The 15,423-nt window shown below is 65.1% G+C and carries 14 protein-coding genes and 1 tRNA gene; 7 read left to right on the top strand and 8 right to left on the bottom strand.

Annotated features, from left to right (window positions below):
* The first annotated feature begins 76 nt into the window (after positions 1-76).
* The 3 genes from HU772_RS09125 (at position 77) to HU772_RS09115 (ending at position 2,805) form a co-directional block, all read left to right on the top strand.
* Positions 77-394, top strand: coding sequence for a DUF6124 family protein (locus tag HU772_RS09125; RefSeq protein ID WP_186660396.1), 318 nt, complete (start codon positions 77-79; stop codon positions 392-394).
* Positions 395-918: 524 nt separating this feature from the next.
* Positions 919-1,434 (top strand): DUF4880 domain-containing protein, encoded by a 516-nt coding sequence (locus tag HU772_RS09120; RefSeq protein WP_186660394.1) that lies wholly within the window; start codon positions 919-921, stop codon positions 1,432-1,434.
* A 222-nt stretch (positions 1,435-1,656) separates the two neighbouring features.
* The gene (locus HU772_RS09115) at positions 1,657-2,805 is read left to right on the top strand and encodes a M14 family metallopeptidase (protein ID WP_186660392.1); all 1,149 of its coding nucleotides are present in this window, start codon (positions 1,657-1,659) and stop codon (positions 2,803-2,805) included.
* 86 nt (positions 2,806-2,891) lie between these two features.
* Here HU772_RS09115 and HU772_RS09110 read toward each other — a convergent pair whose 3' ends face one another.
* From HU772_RS09110 to HU772_RS09080, 7 genes are all read right to left on the bottom strand, one after another.
* Positions 2,892-3,860 (bottom strand): Csu type fimbrial protein, encoded by a 969-nt coding sequence (locus HU772_RS09110; protein ID WP_186660390.1) that lies wholly within the window; start codon positions 3,858-3,860, stop codon positions 2,892-2,894.
* Complete coding sequence (locus HU772_RS09105) at positions 3,857-6,184, bottom strand: fimbria/pilus outer membrane usher protein (protein WP_437182433.1); 2,328 nt, start codon at positions 6,182-6,184, stop codon at positions 3,857-3,859. The genes HU772_RS09110 and HU772_RS09105 overlap by 4 nt, the downstream gene beginning before the upstream one ends.
* Before the next feature lie 74 nt (positions 6,185-6,258).
* A complete protein-coding gene (locus HU772_RS09100) occupies positions 6,259-7,035 on the bottom strand; it encodes a fimbrial biogenesis chaperone (protein ID WP_186660388.1) in 777 nt (258 codons plus the stop codon).
* A gap of 41 nt (positions 7,036-7,076) precedes the next feature.
* Positions 7,077-7,559, bottom strand: a complete 483-nt coding sequence (locus HU772_RS09095; protein WP_186660386.1) for a Csu type fimbrial protein — start codon at positions 7,557-7,559, stop codon at positions 7,077-7,079.
* 17 nt (positions 7,560-7,576) lie between these two features.
* Entirely contained in the window at positions 7,577-8,110 is a 534-nt protein-coding gene (locus HU772_RS09090) for a Csu type fimbrial protein (RefSeq protein WP_186660384.1), read from the bottom strand.
* An 18-nt stretch (positions 8,111-8,128) separates the two neighbouring features.
* The gene (locus HU772_RS09085) at positions 8,129-8,665 is read right to left on the bottom strand and encodes a Csu type fimbrial protein (protein ID WP_186660435.1); all 537 of its coding nucleotides are present in this window, start codon (positions 8,663-8,665) and stop codon (positions 8,129-8,131) included.
* A 22-nt stretch (positions 8,666-8,687) separates the two neighbouring features.
* Positions 8,688-9,215 (bottom strand): Csu type fimbrial protein, encoded by a 528-nt coding sequence (locus HU772_RS09080; RefSeq protein ID WP_186660383.1) that lies wholly within the window; start codon positions 9,213-9,215, stop codon positions 8,688-8,690.
* Positions 9,216-9,471: 256 nt separating this feature from the next.
* Here HU772_RS09080 and HU772_RS09075 point away from each other — a divergent pair, with 256 nt between their 5' ends.
* The 3 genes from HU772_RS09075 to HU772_RS09065 are packed head-to-tail and all read left to right on the top strand — an operon-like array spanning position 9,472 to position 14,605.
* The gene (locus tag HU772_RS09075; protein ID WP_186660381.1) at positions 9,472-11,724 is read left to right on the top strand and encodes an ATP-binding protein; all 2,253 of its coding nucleotides are present in this window, start codon (positions 9,472-9,474) and stop codon (positions 11,722-11,724) included.
* 14 nt (positions 11,725-11,738) lie between these two features.
* On the top strand, positions 11,739-12,200 hold the full coding sequence (locus HU772_RS09070) for a response regulator (RefSeq protein WP_186660379.1): 462 nt from the start codon (positions 11,739-11,741) through the stop codon (positions 12,198-12,200).
* Between the two features lie 11 nt (positions 12,201-12,211).
* Positions 12,212-14,605, top strand: coding sequence for a response regulator (locus tag HU772_RS09065; RefSeq protein WP_186660377.1), 2,394 nt, complete (start codon positions 12,212-12,214; stop codon positions 14,603-14,605).
* Between the two features lie 88 nt (positions 14,606-14,693).
* Here the strand turns inward: HU772_RS09065 and HU772_RS09060 are convergent.
* Positions 14,694-14,768, bottom strand: a tRNA-Gln gene (locus HU772_RS09060).
* Between the two features lie 322 nt (positions 14,769-15,090).
* Here HU772_RS09060 and HU772_RS09055 point away from each other — a divergent pair.
* On the top strand, positions 15,091-15,333 hold the full coding sequence (locus tag HU772_RS09055) for a DUF465 domain-containing protein (RefSeq protein WP_186660375.1): 243 nt from the start codon (positions 15,091-15,093) through the stop codon (positions 15,331-15,333).
* Positions 15,334-15,423 lie beyond the last annotated feature (90 nt).

Genomic DNA, 15,423 nt, shown 5'->3' with positions numbered 1-15,423 from the left:
CTTAGCACGCAAAAACAATACAACTTGACCTAACATCAACGTTCATTGTCCTGGAACGGATTTCATAGGTGCAGTCATGAGCGATACGAAAAAAGAAGACACAGATCTCGACGAAGAGGCCGCCCGCCGCGCCCTCGATTATTACCTCAACCCCACCCCGGTCAAACCTGACCTGGAGCGCTCGCCATGGACCCTGCGCGAGGGCGTCAGCAACGCCCAGGCCAGCGAGCACGCCATGGCCCTGCTGCGCTGCGCCGCGGCAACCGCCGAGGAAACCGGCAGCCACCTGCAGGGCACCACCCGAGAAGTGGTGTTTGCGTTGATGCACATGATGAACATGGCTCGCGCCCTGCTGGAGCAGTGCCACGCCGCGGAAAAAATGGGTAATCGATAGGGTTTGTACGAAAGTAGCCGAGCAGCGATCAGGCAAGGCGAAAACAGGCGAGGAACGGTCGGAGTCGCGCAGGCACTTTGCCTACAAAGCCTAGGGAGAACGTGATGGCCGACGAACGGCAATAGCCCCGATTGCCGGGGACGAGGAAGGCGTCAGGAGGATTTTTTTACCGGATGACGGAAAAATCATTTGACTGGCAAATGATAACGATTATTATTGCACTCAGCAGGTCGCGAGACCCGCTGGATAACCTGCAACGTCCTCAGGTCGGACGCTCAGATTATCTCCTCATCAGGCTAATCACGGTTTTTGACCCGGCTTTTTGCCGGGTCATTTTTTTTGGCTCTTCAGGCTAATGAAGATCGTTTAATGGCGCCGATGATAGCAAAAGTGTGTCAGCACGTGAACGCTCATTACAAATCTTTGCCGAATCAGCACTTGAGAATCAATCTCGTTAAGACTAAGCTGACTTCGCGTCAAGGAAGATGCCCCCACCCCTATCCTTAATGAGCAAGGAGCTGTCCATGACCCGCCTGCTGCTGCCCCTCGAGCATGACCCGCGCACGGCCGAACGGCACGACGAAGATGCCTTGCTGCATGCACTCAGGCGCCTGCCGCGCCGGGTCCAGCAAGTGTTCTTGCTCAATCGCCTCGACCAGCTGGGCTTCGCCGCCATCGCCGCGCGCCTGGACCTGCCCCTGATCAGCATCGAGCGCCATATGAACCAGGCCCTGCAGGCCGCCCGTGCGCCCGGCGACGCGCTGGCCAGCATCGCCGGCCAATGGTACGTGCGCCTGCAGAGCCCACAGGTGACGGCCAGCGAACGCATCGATTTTCGCCGCTGGCTGGATGCCAACCCCGATCACCTGCGCGCCTTCCACGACACCGAACTGCGCTGGCGCAGCCTGCTCGCCCCGGCGCGGCAGCTCGGTCATGACGGCTGGTACCGACAAGGGCGCGCGGCGCTGTCGCTGGGTGGCTGCTCGATTGCCATCGGGCTTGGTGTTGCGGCGCTTGTAGCGCTGGGGCTCCTAGCCTGACACTTCATACAATGCGCAATCCCTGTAGGAGCGGCCTCGTGTCGCGAAAGGGGTGCGAAGCGCCCCCAGGATTCGTGGATCAAGCTGATATCGCCGGGGCCGCTATGCGGCCCTTTCGCGACACAAGGCCGCTCCTACACACGTTAGTCCTGATCAACATACGCACCCTCGCCGCCAAGCGGTGTAGAGTACGGTCACAACAACGCCAACAGGAGGCTGGCAATGACCGTGACGCGCTCCCCGCTGCACATCGACTGCGATTTCGATTCCGGCAACATCCTGATCAAGGACGCCAGCGACCCTGCGCATGTCCACCTGAACATCCGCAAGGACAGCCACAGCGACCACTTCCAGTGGTTCCACTTCCGGGCCCGCGGCCTGACCCCGGGCCAGGTCCATCGCTTCAGCCTGGACAACGCCCATGAGTCGTCCTACCAGAACGCCTGGAGCGGCTACCACGCCGTGGCCTCCTACGACCAGCAGACCTGGTTCCGCGTACCCAGCCAGTTCGACGGCAAGGCCCTGAGCTTCGACTTCAAGGCCGAACAGGAGCACGCCTGGTTCGCCTACTTCGAGCCCTACCCTCGCGCCCGCCACAACCAACTGATCGAACGCGCCCGGCAGATCCCCGGCGTGGAGCTGCTGGCCAGCGGCCGCAGCGTGCAGGGCCGAGATATCCCCCTGCTGCGTGCGGGCAACGGCGCAGCTGGCAAGCGCAAGCTGTGGATCATCGCCCAGCAGCACCCTGGCGAGCACATGGCCGAATGGTTCATGGAGGGCGTGATCGACGCTCTCGCAGCCAACGGCCCGGTCATCCAGCAACTGCTGGCCAAGGCCGACCTGTACCTGGTCCCCAACATGAACCCGGACGGCGCCTTCCTCGGCCACCTGCGCACCAACTTCAAGGGCAAGGACCTCAACCGCGCCTGGCAGGACGCCAGCGTCGAACTGAGCCCCGAGGTGTTCTTCGCCCAGAGCCAGATGAAGCTGCATGGCGTGGACGCCTTCATCGATGCCCATGGCGACGAAGAGATCCCCCATGTGTTCACCGCGGCCTGCGAGGGCAACCCCGGCTACACGCCGCGCATCGCCAAGCTGGAAGAGCAGTTCCGCAGCACCCTGTGCAGCCTGACGCCGGACTTCCAGACGAAGTACGGCTACACCCGCGACGAGCCGGGCCAGGCCAACATGACCCTGGCCTGCAATGCCGTGGGCCAGGCCCATGACTGCCTGTCACTGACACTGGAAATGCCATTCAAGGACCACGACGACGCGCCGAACCCGCGCACTGGCTGGTCGGGTGAGCGCTCCAAGGCGCTGGCCGGGGCGGTGCTGGAGACCTTGCTGAAGATGGTCGACGACCTGCGCTGAGCCAAACGATCCCCTGTGTAGGAGCGGCCTTGCGCCGCGCAAGGCCGCCCCTACACACGAGGATTGCGTGCGGCAGGCGAAATTACTCAGAACTGCACATCCAGGATCACACTGTCGGTATAGCTCGCCGCCGGTGGTGTGGCCTGGTCGGTGTAGACCTTGGCGTTGTAGTTGAACACCTGGCTGCCCGTGCCGGTGCCGTTGCCCGGGTTCACATCGGCATCGCTGCTGGCCCGCCGCGCCGCGCCCAGCGAGCCCCAGCGCACCACACCGGCACTCTTGAAAATGTCGTAGGCCAGGTAATTATTGGCACTGGACTTCATCCGCCGCCGCCCGCCCGACACATTCTGCCCGTCATCCAGCCCCACGGTGTAGCTGCTGCCCTTGGTGCACGACAGGCTGACACTCTGGTTGACCGTGGCAAACCCGGCCACCACCGGCGCACTGGCGAAGCTGATGTTCGGGGTGGTGATCTGGCAATCATTGCTCACCGTCAGGCTGACCGTGAGCGACTGGCTGCCATTGCCAATGTCACGCCCCAGGCAGATGGCGCCGATGCCGATACCCGAACAGTAGTTCCAGCTCCAGGCGACGCTCAGGGTCTCCTGGTACAAGCCCGCGGCGACGTTGCTACCAATTTGCGTACGCAGGTAGATCGGCACGGCCTTGGGTGTCGGACCACTCAGCAGCCCCAGCAGATCGATGATGCCATTGCGGGCGAAATCGAAGGCCACGCCACGGGTGATCGGGTAGTTGACGCTGTTGTCGGCGTACAGGGTGTAGTTGATGACGTCGCCGGTCGGCCCGACCAGGCCACCGGAGGCCGGGGTGATGGTGGCGTAGAAATGGTCGTTGCTGGTCAGCAGGCTGAGCAACGAACCGGTGCACTGCAAGCCGGAATTGGTGGTCGAGGCGGTCTGCACGGTGGTGCGCACCAGGGTCGAGTTGACCGTGCCGAAGGCCGCTGGCGTGGTCGCCACCGACGAGCACAATGCCCAGGCCGACCCCGGCAGCAGGAGCGCGGCCATCATCAGACAGCGCCACGGCCCACTCATTGGCACACCAATGGGCCGATCAGCGGGATCGGCCCCTGCCCTTCGGGCAGATCGAAATCAACCTGGCAGCGCCCGCCGTCGGCCTTGTCCACCTGCAGGTGGTTGTGCGCCGCGAGGTTCTCCAGGTACACCAGGCCATCCCAGCCCACCACCGCCTCGCCGCCGCTTTCCTGGTGCAGCACACGGCTGCCCAGCTTGAGTTCCTGCTGCTGGCCGTCGACCAGTACCAGGCTCGCGGCCAGCACGCGCTTGAGCGGGAACTCCAGCAAGTAGCCGCTGCCCCGGCGCACGACCACGCGCTGCTCCACCTGCGGCGCCAGCACATCGGCGGGCAGCTCCATCGGATCGATCTCGTACTTGCCGCGGTAATATCCACTGCTGTAGGGCACCAACAGATGGCCATTGCGATCGGTACGGCCAATCTGCTGGTTCTCGTAGCGCACCGGCACATCGGCATAGCCGTTGGTGCTGACCACCACGAAGGCATCATCGATGCGGTTGGCGGCGAACAGCCCGGCGTCCATCAGCACCAGCGAACCGCTGGCATCGGCCCAGCGGGTCATCTCGTCGCTGCTGCCATAGGCCCCCACCTGCAACTGCACCGACTGCAGGCGCCAGGTCAGGTCGGCCTGACGGTAGTCGTCGCGATTGCCACCGGTGGCGTAGCCCAGGTTGTAGCCCACCCCACCGCCCACCGGCACCGCCTGGCTGTAATTGACCCGCTGCAGGTCCTGGCCGTCCTTGCTGCGCTCGGCGCTGAAGGCCAGGGTGCCGCGCAGGTCGAACGGGATCACCAGTTGCGCCTGCACCGCCCACTGGCTGTCGCCGACCTCACGGTTGGCCGACAGGTACAGGCTGCTGTTGCCCCACAGCGGCTTGCTCCAGCTGAGGTTGAGCAGCCGCGTGCGCGTGCCGTCGCCGGCGCGCACATCGAAATAGCCGGCACCGAGGCTGCCGTAGCGGTCGAGGTTGAGGCTCAGGGTGGCCTGCTCGCTGCGGCGGCTCAGGCGGGTGAAGGGGTTGTCCACCAGCGACAAGTCGGCATAGTCGCCGTGGCGCTCGATGCGCTGGTAGTTGAAGCCGATGCGCCGGCTGTTGTACTGGTAGCCCAGCGCCACCTGTTGGCCGCTGTCACCGTCGAAGCGGCTCTGCGCCAGCGCCGCGTTGAGCACGCCATAGGTGCCCAGGCGCAGGTTGCCGCCCAGGCCACCGAGCATCATCGACTCGGCGGTCTCGGCATGGGTCTCGAGGGTGAAGTAGTCGCTCAGGCCATGGCGCAGGCTGGCGGTAGCCACCCCTGGCCCATAGGCGAAGTCGCGCACGGCATAGTCGCGGCGCAGGCTGCCGGCGGCCAGCGAAAAATCCGACAACCCCTTGGCTAGCAGACTGCTGGTGACATAGAACGGCAAGGTGGTCGACACCTGCCGGCCGAGGGCGTCGGTGGTGACCACCACCGCCTCGCCCGCACCGTTGATGAACGGCACGTTGGTCAAGGTGTAAGGGCCCGGCTGCAGCTCGGTGGTGCTGCTCTTGTAGCCATTGATGAACAGGTCCAGCGAAGTGGGCACCGCCGCCTCGCCGGCGAACGCCGGCAGCGGGTAGGTGACCAGGTCCGGACGGGCGCCGAAGTCGCGCGATACCTGCAGGCCGCCCAGGCGCACCGAGGTGGTCCAGGGCAACGCGCCGGTGACCAGGTCGCCGGCTTCATAGGTCAGCAAGCGCTGGTCGTCGGTATGGCGGAACGTGGTGTCGTAACGCAGGAAGCCCTGGCGGGTCTGGCTCTGCGCGCCATTGAACGACTGGCGCCACTGGCCGGTGGTGGAGAAGGTGCCCCAGTCGTCGAACAGGCGCAGCTCATTCCAGGCGGCCAGGTAGGTGCCGCCGTCATCGGTGTCGTTGAGGTAGGCGTCGTAGTTGAGCAAGGCGCCGAAACTGCTGCGCGCCTGCGTGGCCGGGTACAGGTTGCGATCGCCCAGGCGCTGATCGGGCAGCCAGGCTGGCGGCACCTGCAGCAGCAGGCGCTGGTTCTGGCTGTCGTAGTCGCTGTGCAGGCCGGGGATCGCATCCAGCGCCACCTCGCCCTGAGGGTCGCCCGGCAACTTCACGCCGGCACTGCGCAGCACATCGCTGTCCAGGTACAGGCGCCCGGCACGCTGCTGCACCGGCACCAGCTCAGCCTTGGCCACCTGGTTCACCAGCACGTCGAGGTACAGCGTGGCGTCGGCAACCGCCGCGCTCTCCGAGGGTGGCGGCGGCAGCTCGTCGGCCACGCCGCTGCCGGGCCCCAGCAGCGCCAGGCCCAACCAGCACCGGTACGTTGCCACCCGCACCCAGCTCACACACGGTTTCCAACCATTGCCGGGTCCTCCCTGGCCCCTGCCACCTGTTCATGCCTGGATCACTGACCTTGGCTGATGGCTTGCGCCACCTCCTGGCCATTGACCCGCCCCTTGAGCACGCTGGCCGCGCCAGGCGCGGCCGGTGCCGGCCAACGCATGCTGGCACCGGGCAGCACATAGCCGAGCAACCCCTCCACCAGCGGTTTGTCCTGGCCGGCCTGCTGCAACACCACATCGGTCAGCCGCGCATGCACCGGCCCGGTGTTGCGCAGTTCCACGTAGGGCTTGCCCTGTACCGTCACCGCGCGCCAGCTCAATTGCGGCTTGCCGACGCCCTCGGCGCTGCGCTTGCCCTCGGGGTCGGGCTTGCCCCATAGCCCTTCGCCGTACACGAACAGCGGTACCGAGTAACGCATCTGCAAGCGGATCGCCGCCTTGGGGCCTTCGCTGGCGGCATCGGCCGGCAGCGGCGAGGGGATCTCGTCGATGATGATGCGGTAGGCCTGCTCCTGGCCCGCCGGTGAACTGCCCGTACGGGTCAGCCGGATCAGTTGCTTCTGCCCCGGTGGGATATTGGCCACCGGCGGGCTGCCGATGATCTCGCGCTGGGCCTGGAACTGCTCCTGGTATGCGCCCTGGCGCCAGGCGAACACCCGCACCTGCAGGCTGGTCGGCGCCGAGCCGCGGTTCTCCAGCCACAACGCGCCGGCCTTCTGGTCGGCCTCCAACACCGGGTCGATCGGCCAGATCAGCACCGATGTGGCGGCAAATGCCGGCGCGCTGGCCAGCCACAGCAATCCGATGATTCCCCGCGCCCACTTCGCGCCTGCCGCCATGCCCCTCTCCTTGCTGGTTCTTGTTGTGTGCGACGGCGGCCTCACCAGCTCACCGTCACTTGCACCACATCGGTATAGGTCCCGGCCGGCAGGGTGCCGGTCAGGGTGGTACGGCCATAGACCGGCAGCTTGATCGCCGTTGGGTCGCTGTAGCTCACCGCGACGCTGCTGCCAATCCCCAGGCTCTGGCTGAACGCCGCATCGCGAAACAACTGGTAGGCCAGTAACTGGGTACCGCCCGTGCGTTTCAGGTTGCGCGTGCCGGCGGCGCTGTTCTGGCCACCGTCCAGGCTCATGCTCAGGGCCACTCCGGGGGTACACTGGAAAGTCACCGTGGTGCCGCCGAGCGAAGTGCTCAAGGTCGCGGTGGACAGTGCCGAAGTGGTGCCGAAGTCAAGCACGCCATAAGCCGTCACGCCGCCCACCACCAGGCAACCGGCGACGATTTGCGCCGTCACCTGGAAGGTGCTGCTGGTGGCGGCCTGCGCACCCTGCGCCGGTGCCAGGCACAGGCCGAGCGCCATCAGCCGCGCGATGCCGTTCAGAAGCTCAGCTCGACCGCCACCGTGTCGGTATACACCCCGGCCGGCAAGCCGGCCTTGCCGCGCGCCTGGCCATACAGGTTGACGGTCTGCGCCACGCCGGTGCTGGTCGGCAAGGTGATGGTGCCGTCGATCGCCAGTAGTTGGGTATGCCCGGAGTCGGTGTAGAAATCGTAGGGCACGAAATTGCCCGCGCCATCGGCCAGGGCCCGGGTCCCCCCAGCGGACTGCGAGTCATGGGCGCCGGCACGCACCTTGATCGTCGGCACCGTGCCGGCCGAGCAGAGAATGCTCATGGCCCCACCGCCGCCGCCCAGCACCTGGCCGTTGGCGGTGGTGAACAGCGAGTCCTGGGTGCCGAAGTTGAGGCTACCGAAGTTCAACCCCGAGGTACCACCGGTGCCATTGACCTGGCAGGCCGAGGTCAGGGTCAGGGTCGAATTGATGGTGCCAGTGACAGTGGCGGCCTGGGCCTGGGCCGCCAAGGCGAAGCCAAGGCCGACGAGGATGCAGCGAGTGATGTGCAGGGGCATCGGGAATCTCCTTGCGTGTTACCAGTCCAGGGTCACCCTGAGGGTGTCGCGATACAGCCCGGCGGGCAGCGCGCGCGGCTGCGCCACCACCACGCCGTAAATGGGCACGGGTACTTGCTGGGTACTGCTGATGGTGAAGGTACGGGCCTGACCGATGCCGTAGCGACTGTTGCCACCGGGGTCGACGGCCAGTTGGTAGGCAATCAGCTCGCGGCCATTGCTCAGCCGGCGAATGCCGTCGCCGCCATTGAGGCCGCCGTTGATGCGCACGCTGAACGCGCGCACCTGCGGTGTGCAACTGATCTGCAGGCTGCCCTCGCCCCCCGCCTCGTCGACCCGTCCGGTCAAGGGCCGATCCCAGGTTGGCCCGCGGGCACCGAAGTCGAGCAGCCCTGGATTGCCGAGCGAGGCCGGCTGCTGCGGGTCGTTGCTGATCTGGCAGGCGGCACTGACCACCAGGCGTGCCTGGATGTAGCCGGTGCTGGTGCCGTGGGCCGCCCCCGCGGGCAACAGCAACGGGCCCAAGGTGAGCAGCAAAATCGAGGTGCGCTGCAGCGCGTCCATGTGCGGGGCCCTCCTACCAGGTGACCGTGACTTTCAGCAGGTCGGCGTACAGCCCGGCGCGAGGCACCCAGGCCAGCTTGTCGATCCTGGCATAAAGGGGCAACTCCACCGAGCCGCTGTCCGGGACCCGCGCCGCTTGCGCGACATCGACCGCCAGCGGCTGACGCCAGCTGGCATCGCCATACAGGCGGTAGGGAATCGGCCGTGATTGACCATCGCTGCTGGCCAGGTAGCGCAGTTCACCAACGCCGCCGTGCTGGCCGCCATCGACACGCACCTGGTAGGGCGTATCCGGATTGCATTCCAGCCGCGGTGGGCGCTGGCTCAACAGCGCCCCGCTGTGCGGCGCGCCGGGGCCATCGAGACGGGCAACGGCGCCCAGGTCGATGATGCCCAGGGCCTGGGCACCGGCGTCGCGCTGCTGGTTGACCAGCATGCAGCCACGCTGCACCAGAACCTGTACATCGACGACAAAGTCCGCCGCCAGGGTGCTGGACGAGCCCCACAAGGCGAGCAACAGCGCCACTACGCGTTCCGACACCAGTGAGTCCTTTGTCTGGAGGGGTTGCGCTAGAGCGTAGCAGCGGGATTGGATCCAGGGAGGCGTTGTCCTACCCTTCTTTGGCATTAATGAAAAGGACAAGGGAACCCCTGCGCCACGCGACGAAACCCTGGCGGCAGATACGCTTCCAATGATCAGCGCCCGGCAAAACACCGGGCCTTCTGATACCGTGCAGCACCAACGTCCTGTGCCGAAGGTCCGCCTCGCACAGGGCAGGCCATGACAGGAGCCGCCCTTGAGCAACGCACCGACATCACTCGAGCACGCCATCGAGCGCTGTGCGCAGGAACCGATCCACGTCCCAGGCAGTATCCAGCCGCAGGGTTTCCTGCTGGTGCTGGACGAGCGCGAGCTGAACGTTCTGCAGGCCAGCGAGAACGTCGAGCAATGGCTCGGGTTGTCCGCCGCGGCGCTGTTGGGCGTTCCATTCCAGGCACTGGTCGACGAGGGCTTCGACCTGCGCAGGCAACTGGCCTACCTGCCCGAAGCACAGGTGTTCCCCTTTCATATCGGCGATGCGCGCCTGCGCCAGAACGCCCCAGCCCGCCAAATGCTGCGGGTGTTGGCCCATCGTCACGACCAGGTGCTGATCCTCGAATTCGAGCCCAGCCAGCGAGACCGCACAACCCAGCCGCACGGCGACTATTACCCGCTGGTACGCGCCTTCGTCGGCACCCTGCACCAGGCCTCCAGCATCGACGAGCTGCTGCAGCACTCGGTCAACCAGATCAAGCGCATCACCGGCTTCGGTCGGGTCAAGGCCTACCGTTTCGATGCCGAGGGCAACGGCACGGTGCTGGCCGAAGTCGCCGCCCCCGACTATCCCAGCTACCTGGGCTTGTGCTTCCCGGCCTCGGATATCCCGCGCCAGGCGCGTGAGCTCTACCGGGTCAATCGTATCCGCCTGATCGAGGACGCCCACTATCAACCCTCGCCGTTGTTCCCGGCCCTCAACCCGCGCACCGGCAAACCGCTGGACATGAGTTTCGCGGCCCTGCGCAGCGTCTCGCCGGTGCACCTGCAGTACATGCGCAACATGGGCACGCTGGCCTCCATGTCGCTGTCGATCGTGGTCGATGACCGGCTCTGGGGCCTGGTGTCGTGTCACCACGCCCAACCGCGCGCCGTGGATTTCCAGACCCGCACCGCCTGCGAGCTGTTGGCCAGCGTCCTGTCGCTGCAAATCGAATCGCGCGAATCCCATGACCGTACCCGCACGCTGCTCGACCTGCGCAAACGCATCGTGCGCATGCTGGCGTCGATGGCCGACCATGACAGCGTCAGCGAGGGCCTGCTCAAGCTGCCCGAGGTCCTGCTGGCCTTCACCGCGGCCAGCGGTGCCGCGATCATCAGCGCCGAGCGCTGCGAGCTGATCGGCGACACGCCGCCCGAAGCCCAGGTCAACGCATTGGTGCATTGGCTGGCGTGTCAGGGCGACGAGGTGCTGTTCCATACCGACAATGTCGGGCGTGACATCGACGATTTACCCGAACTCGCCAGCCAGGTCGGCGGCGTGCTGGCGGTGGCCATTTCGCAGATCCATTCCCACTACCTGGTATGGTTCCGCCCCGAGCAGGCACGCCAGGTCACCTGGGCCGGGCAGCCCGCCAAGACCGTCAGCCCCCAGGGCCACCTCGGCCCGCGCCACAGTTTCGAACGCTGGCAGGAGGAAGTGCGTGGTTTCAGCGCGCCGTGGGACCCGATGATCCTCGACGCGGTACTGGAGCTGCGTAGCGCGGTGCTCGGCATCGTCCTGCGCAAAGCCGAGGAAATGGCGCAGCTGGCCGACGACTTGAAGCGCTCGAACAAAGAACTCGAGGCCTTCTCCTACAGCGTGTCCCACGACCTGCGCGCACCGCTGCGGCATATCGCCGGCTACAGCGAGTTGCTTGGCGAGATCGACGGCGCACATCTGAGCGAGCGGGGTCAGCGCTTCCTGTCGCATATCAGCGAGGCAGCGCATTTTGCCGGCTCACTGGTGGACAATCTTCTAAACTTCTCGCAAATGGGGCGCTCGGCCCTGCGCCTCTCGGATGTCGACCTCAACGCCCTGATCGACACCATCCGCGTGGAGCTCGAGCCCGACTACCAGGGGCGCGTCGTCGAATGGCACATCGCCCCGCTACCGAAAGTCATAGCCGACCCGGCATTCATCAACATGGCCCTGCACAACTTGCTGTCCAATGCCCTCAAGTACACCCGCGACCGCACCCCGGCGCGGATCGAGGTCGGCACGGTACAGCACAAGGACGAGACCGAGGTGTATGTGCGCGACAACGGCGTCGGCTTCGACATGGCCTACGCCAACAAACTGTTCGGCGTGTTCCAGCGCCTGCACCGCATGGAGGAGTTCGAAGGCACCGGTATTGGCCTGGCCAGCGTGCGGCGCATCATCGAACGCCATGACGGCCGGGTCTGGGCCGATGGCGCACCTGGGCGCGGCGCCAGCTTCCACTTCACCCTTCCTCGCCATCACGCGCATTCCTGAGGTCCTGCCCTGACATGCTCAAACCTATCCTGCTGGTCGAAGACAACCCCCGGGACCTGGAGTTGACCCTCCTGGCACTGGAGCGCAGCCAGCTGGCCAACGAAGTCATCGTGCTGCGCGACGGCGCCGAGGCAATGGACTACCTGCTGCGGCGCAACAGCCATGCCAATCGGGACGGTGGCAACCCGGCCGTGTTGCTGCTGGACCTGAAGTTGCCCAAGGTCAATGGCCTGGAGGTACTCAAGCAGCTACGCGACACCCCCGCGCTGCGCAGCATCCCGACGGTGATGCTGACCTCTTCGCGCGAAGAACCCGACTTGTTGCGCGCCTATGAGCTGGGGGTGAACGCCTATGTGGTCAAGCCCGTGGAGTTCAAGGAGTTCGTCACCGCGATTGCTGACCTGGGAGTGTTCTGGGCAGTCCTCAACGAACCGCCTCCCGGCTCGCTGCGCCTGAACCGGCGCGGCAGCAATTGAGCGCTGCCACAATGGCTAACACAGCGCTGAAGTTGCTGCTGGTCGAGGATAGTTCGATGGATGCCGAGCTGACCTTGCTGCGCCTGGAGCGCAGCGGGTTGCAGGTGCAAGCGCGGCTAGTGTTCGATCATGTCGGGGTCGAGCATGCCCTGCGTGAAGCCAGCTGCGACCTGATTCTCTGCGACTGCGTGCTGCCCGGCTCGTCCGGCACCGAGGTGCTGGCCATTGCCCAGCGCCTGGCCCCGGATGTGCCGTTCATCTTCCTCTCCGGCATCTATGGCGAGGAACATGCGGTGGAGATGATCCGCCTTGGCGCCACCGACTATGTGCTGAAGAAGAACCTGCCGTTACTGCCCAAGGCCGTGCGCAGGGCCATGACAGAAGTACAGGAACGCCAGCGCCGACGCCGGGCCGAGGAAGCCTTGGCCGAAGTCGAGGCCCGCGCCCGCATCGCCATCGACGCGGCAGGCATGGGCACCTGGGATTACCGGCCACAGGACAACCTGGTGGTATGGGATGACCGCTGCAAGACCTTGTTCGGCCTCCCGACCGATACCGTGATGAGCCTGGAGGTCTTCTATGCCGGGATCCATCCCGATGACCTGCCGCAGGTGCGAAATGCCGTCGAGCAAGCCATGCGGCCAGACAGCGATGGATTGTACCGGGCCGAATTCCGCATAGCCCCGTCGGGCGGCCTGGAGCCGCGCTGGCTGCTGTCCAGTGGCCAGACCCAGTTCGTCGATGGACAATGCGTGCGTTTTTCCGGCGTGCTCCAGGATATCCACCAGCAACGCCAGGCCACCCGCGCGCTGGAACAGCTCAACGAGATGCTCGGCGAACGGGTCGAGCGCCGCACCCGCGAGCGTGACCGGGCCTGGGAACTGTCCCAGGACTTGCTGGCAGTGCTGAACAAGGACCTCACCCCCGTCGCGTTGAACCCCGCCTGGGAAGCCAGCCTGGGTTTCACCCGCGAGCAGTTGGGCCAGATGTCACTGTTGCACCTGCTGCCCGAGGCCGATCAGGAGGCCTTGCTCGCGGAACTCGCGGCACTGTCGCTGGGCCGCACCAGCGCCCGCTTCATCGGCCGCATCCAGCACGCCGGCGGCCAGCAGCGCTGGCTGTCCTGGGTGGTGGTGCCGGACGACACCCTGCTGTATGTGGTCGCGCGCGATATTTCCAGCGAACGCGAGGCAACCCTGGACCTGGCCGAGGCCAACGCCCGACTGCGCGAGCAGATCGCCGAGCGCGAACGCATCGAGGCAGCCCTACAGCAGATGCAGCGCCTGGAAGCCGTCGGCCAGCTCACCGCTGGTGTGGCGCACGACTTCAACAACCTGCTGACAGTTATCCTCACCGGTGCCAGCTTCCTCCAGCGCGACCTGCAACGCGGCTCGCTGGACAAGGCCAGCAGCCGCCTGCAGCACATCCGTGAAGCCGGGGAACGGGGTGCCAAGCTCACCGCGCAACTGCTGGCGTTCTCGCGCAAGCAACGGCTCGAGCCAGTCGCCCTGAACCTCAACCACACCCTGTCCGGTCTCGAGGAACTGTTGCGGCGCACCCTGGGTGGCAATGTCTCGGTGCGCCTGAAGCTCGACAGCCAGCTCTGGCAGGCGCTGACCGACCCGACCCAGACCGAGATGATCATCCTCAACCTGGCGATCAATGCCCGCGATGCGATGCCCGAGGGCGGCCAACTGACACTGGCCACGCGCAACCAGCGGGTCAGCGCCCGCCCCCATCGCCCCGAGGATCCAGAGCCTGGCGAGTACGTGGTGCTGTCGATTCACGACACCGGATGCGGCATGAGCGAGGATGTCCTGGCAAAGGTGTTCGAACCGTTCTTCACCACCAAGGACATCGGCAAGGGCTCGGGCCTGGGGCTGGCCCAGGTGTTCGGGTTCGCCAAGCAATCCGGTGGCGGTGTGCGTATCGAGACTGCGCCAGGGCGTGGCACCCAGGTCAGTGTGTACCTGCCTGCGGTCCACCAGCAGGCAGTACAAGCACAACCTGAGCAGGATACCTCCACCAACCTGGTGCAACGCGTGGCAGATCGCCACGTGTTACTGGTGGACGACGACCATCTGGTGCGCGAGATGATTGGCGACCTGCTGCGTCGCCATGGCTGCAACGTGCGCCAGGCGCATAGCAGCGAACAGGCACTGGCCTTGCTGGATGAGCAGGTCGACCTGTTGCTCACCGACTTCGCCATGCCTGAATTCAATGGCGCGCAATTGGCCCTGGCGGCCCGCGAACGCTTCCCCGGCCTACCGGTGATATTCCTCACCGGTTACGCAGAGCTGCAGGGGCTGGAGCTGCCGCGCAGCACCGTGCTGCAAAAACCGGTGAGCGAACAGGCGCTGGTGCAGGCCTTGGCGGAATTGCTGGAGGATCGCAAGGTAGATTGAGCTTCTGGTGACGCTTGTTGCGTCACCCGGCTTCGCGTTGTGGCGGGGCAGAAACGAAAAAATCGCCTTTCGGCGATTTTTTCAAATATGGCAGGGGCGGCTGGATTCGAACCAACGCATGGCAGGATCAAAACCTGCTGCCTTACCGCTTGGCGACGCCCCTGTAGATACTGCTATCGCTGCGTGTGTCGCTGTGCAGCAATGGCGCGCACTTTAACAACGTTTTTCCTGGGTGGGAAGTTTTTTTTGAAAAAAATCACAGAAAAACAGCAGGTTAGTCATTTTGGTCGGTTTACCGCAGGTTTCCGTCCCCGCCCTTCCCGCCAAAACGCCTAGCCGAAGGGCACTGACAAGACCACTGCCAGGCAGCGCAACGCTCAGTGAGTCAGCCATTCGTCGCTTTTCCACCGCCTCGCTTCAACACATTCGGCTTCGCCCCTTCCAATCAGGTAGAGACCCATCTGCGCATTCACAAGGAGGGCGCCATGCCAGTTTCCCATGACCTCTACCAGGACCTGCACTACCCCCGCGAGATCGTCCAGCAGCGGCGTCAGCAGGACAAGGAGCTCGACCGCCTGCTCGATGAGTATGTCGATATCGACAACCAGGTGCTGGCCGCCGAATCAATCTCGGCGGGCAACTTCGTGGATGAGGATTTGCGCCATCTCAAGGAACGCCGCCTGGCGATCAAGTACATGATCGAGCGGCAATTGACGCACAAGGACTGATGCAGGTATCGCATTTCTCGATGATTGCCCGGTACTTTCTCGATTGGTCAAAATGCCCGCACGCGCGCAAGCTGCGCCCTGCACTGTCTT

It is taken from the genome of Pseudomonas xantholysinigenes (genome assembly GCF_014268885.2).
Classification (GTDB): Bacteria; Pseudomonadota; Gammaproteobacteria; order Pseudomonadales; family Pseudomonadaceae; genus Aquipseudomonas; species Aquipseudomonas xantholysinigenes.
Note: the sequence above shows the minus strand (reverse complement) of the source record. Positions and strands in the feature narration are given on the sequence as shown.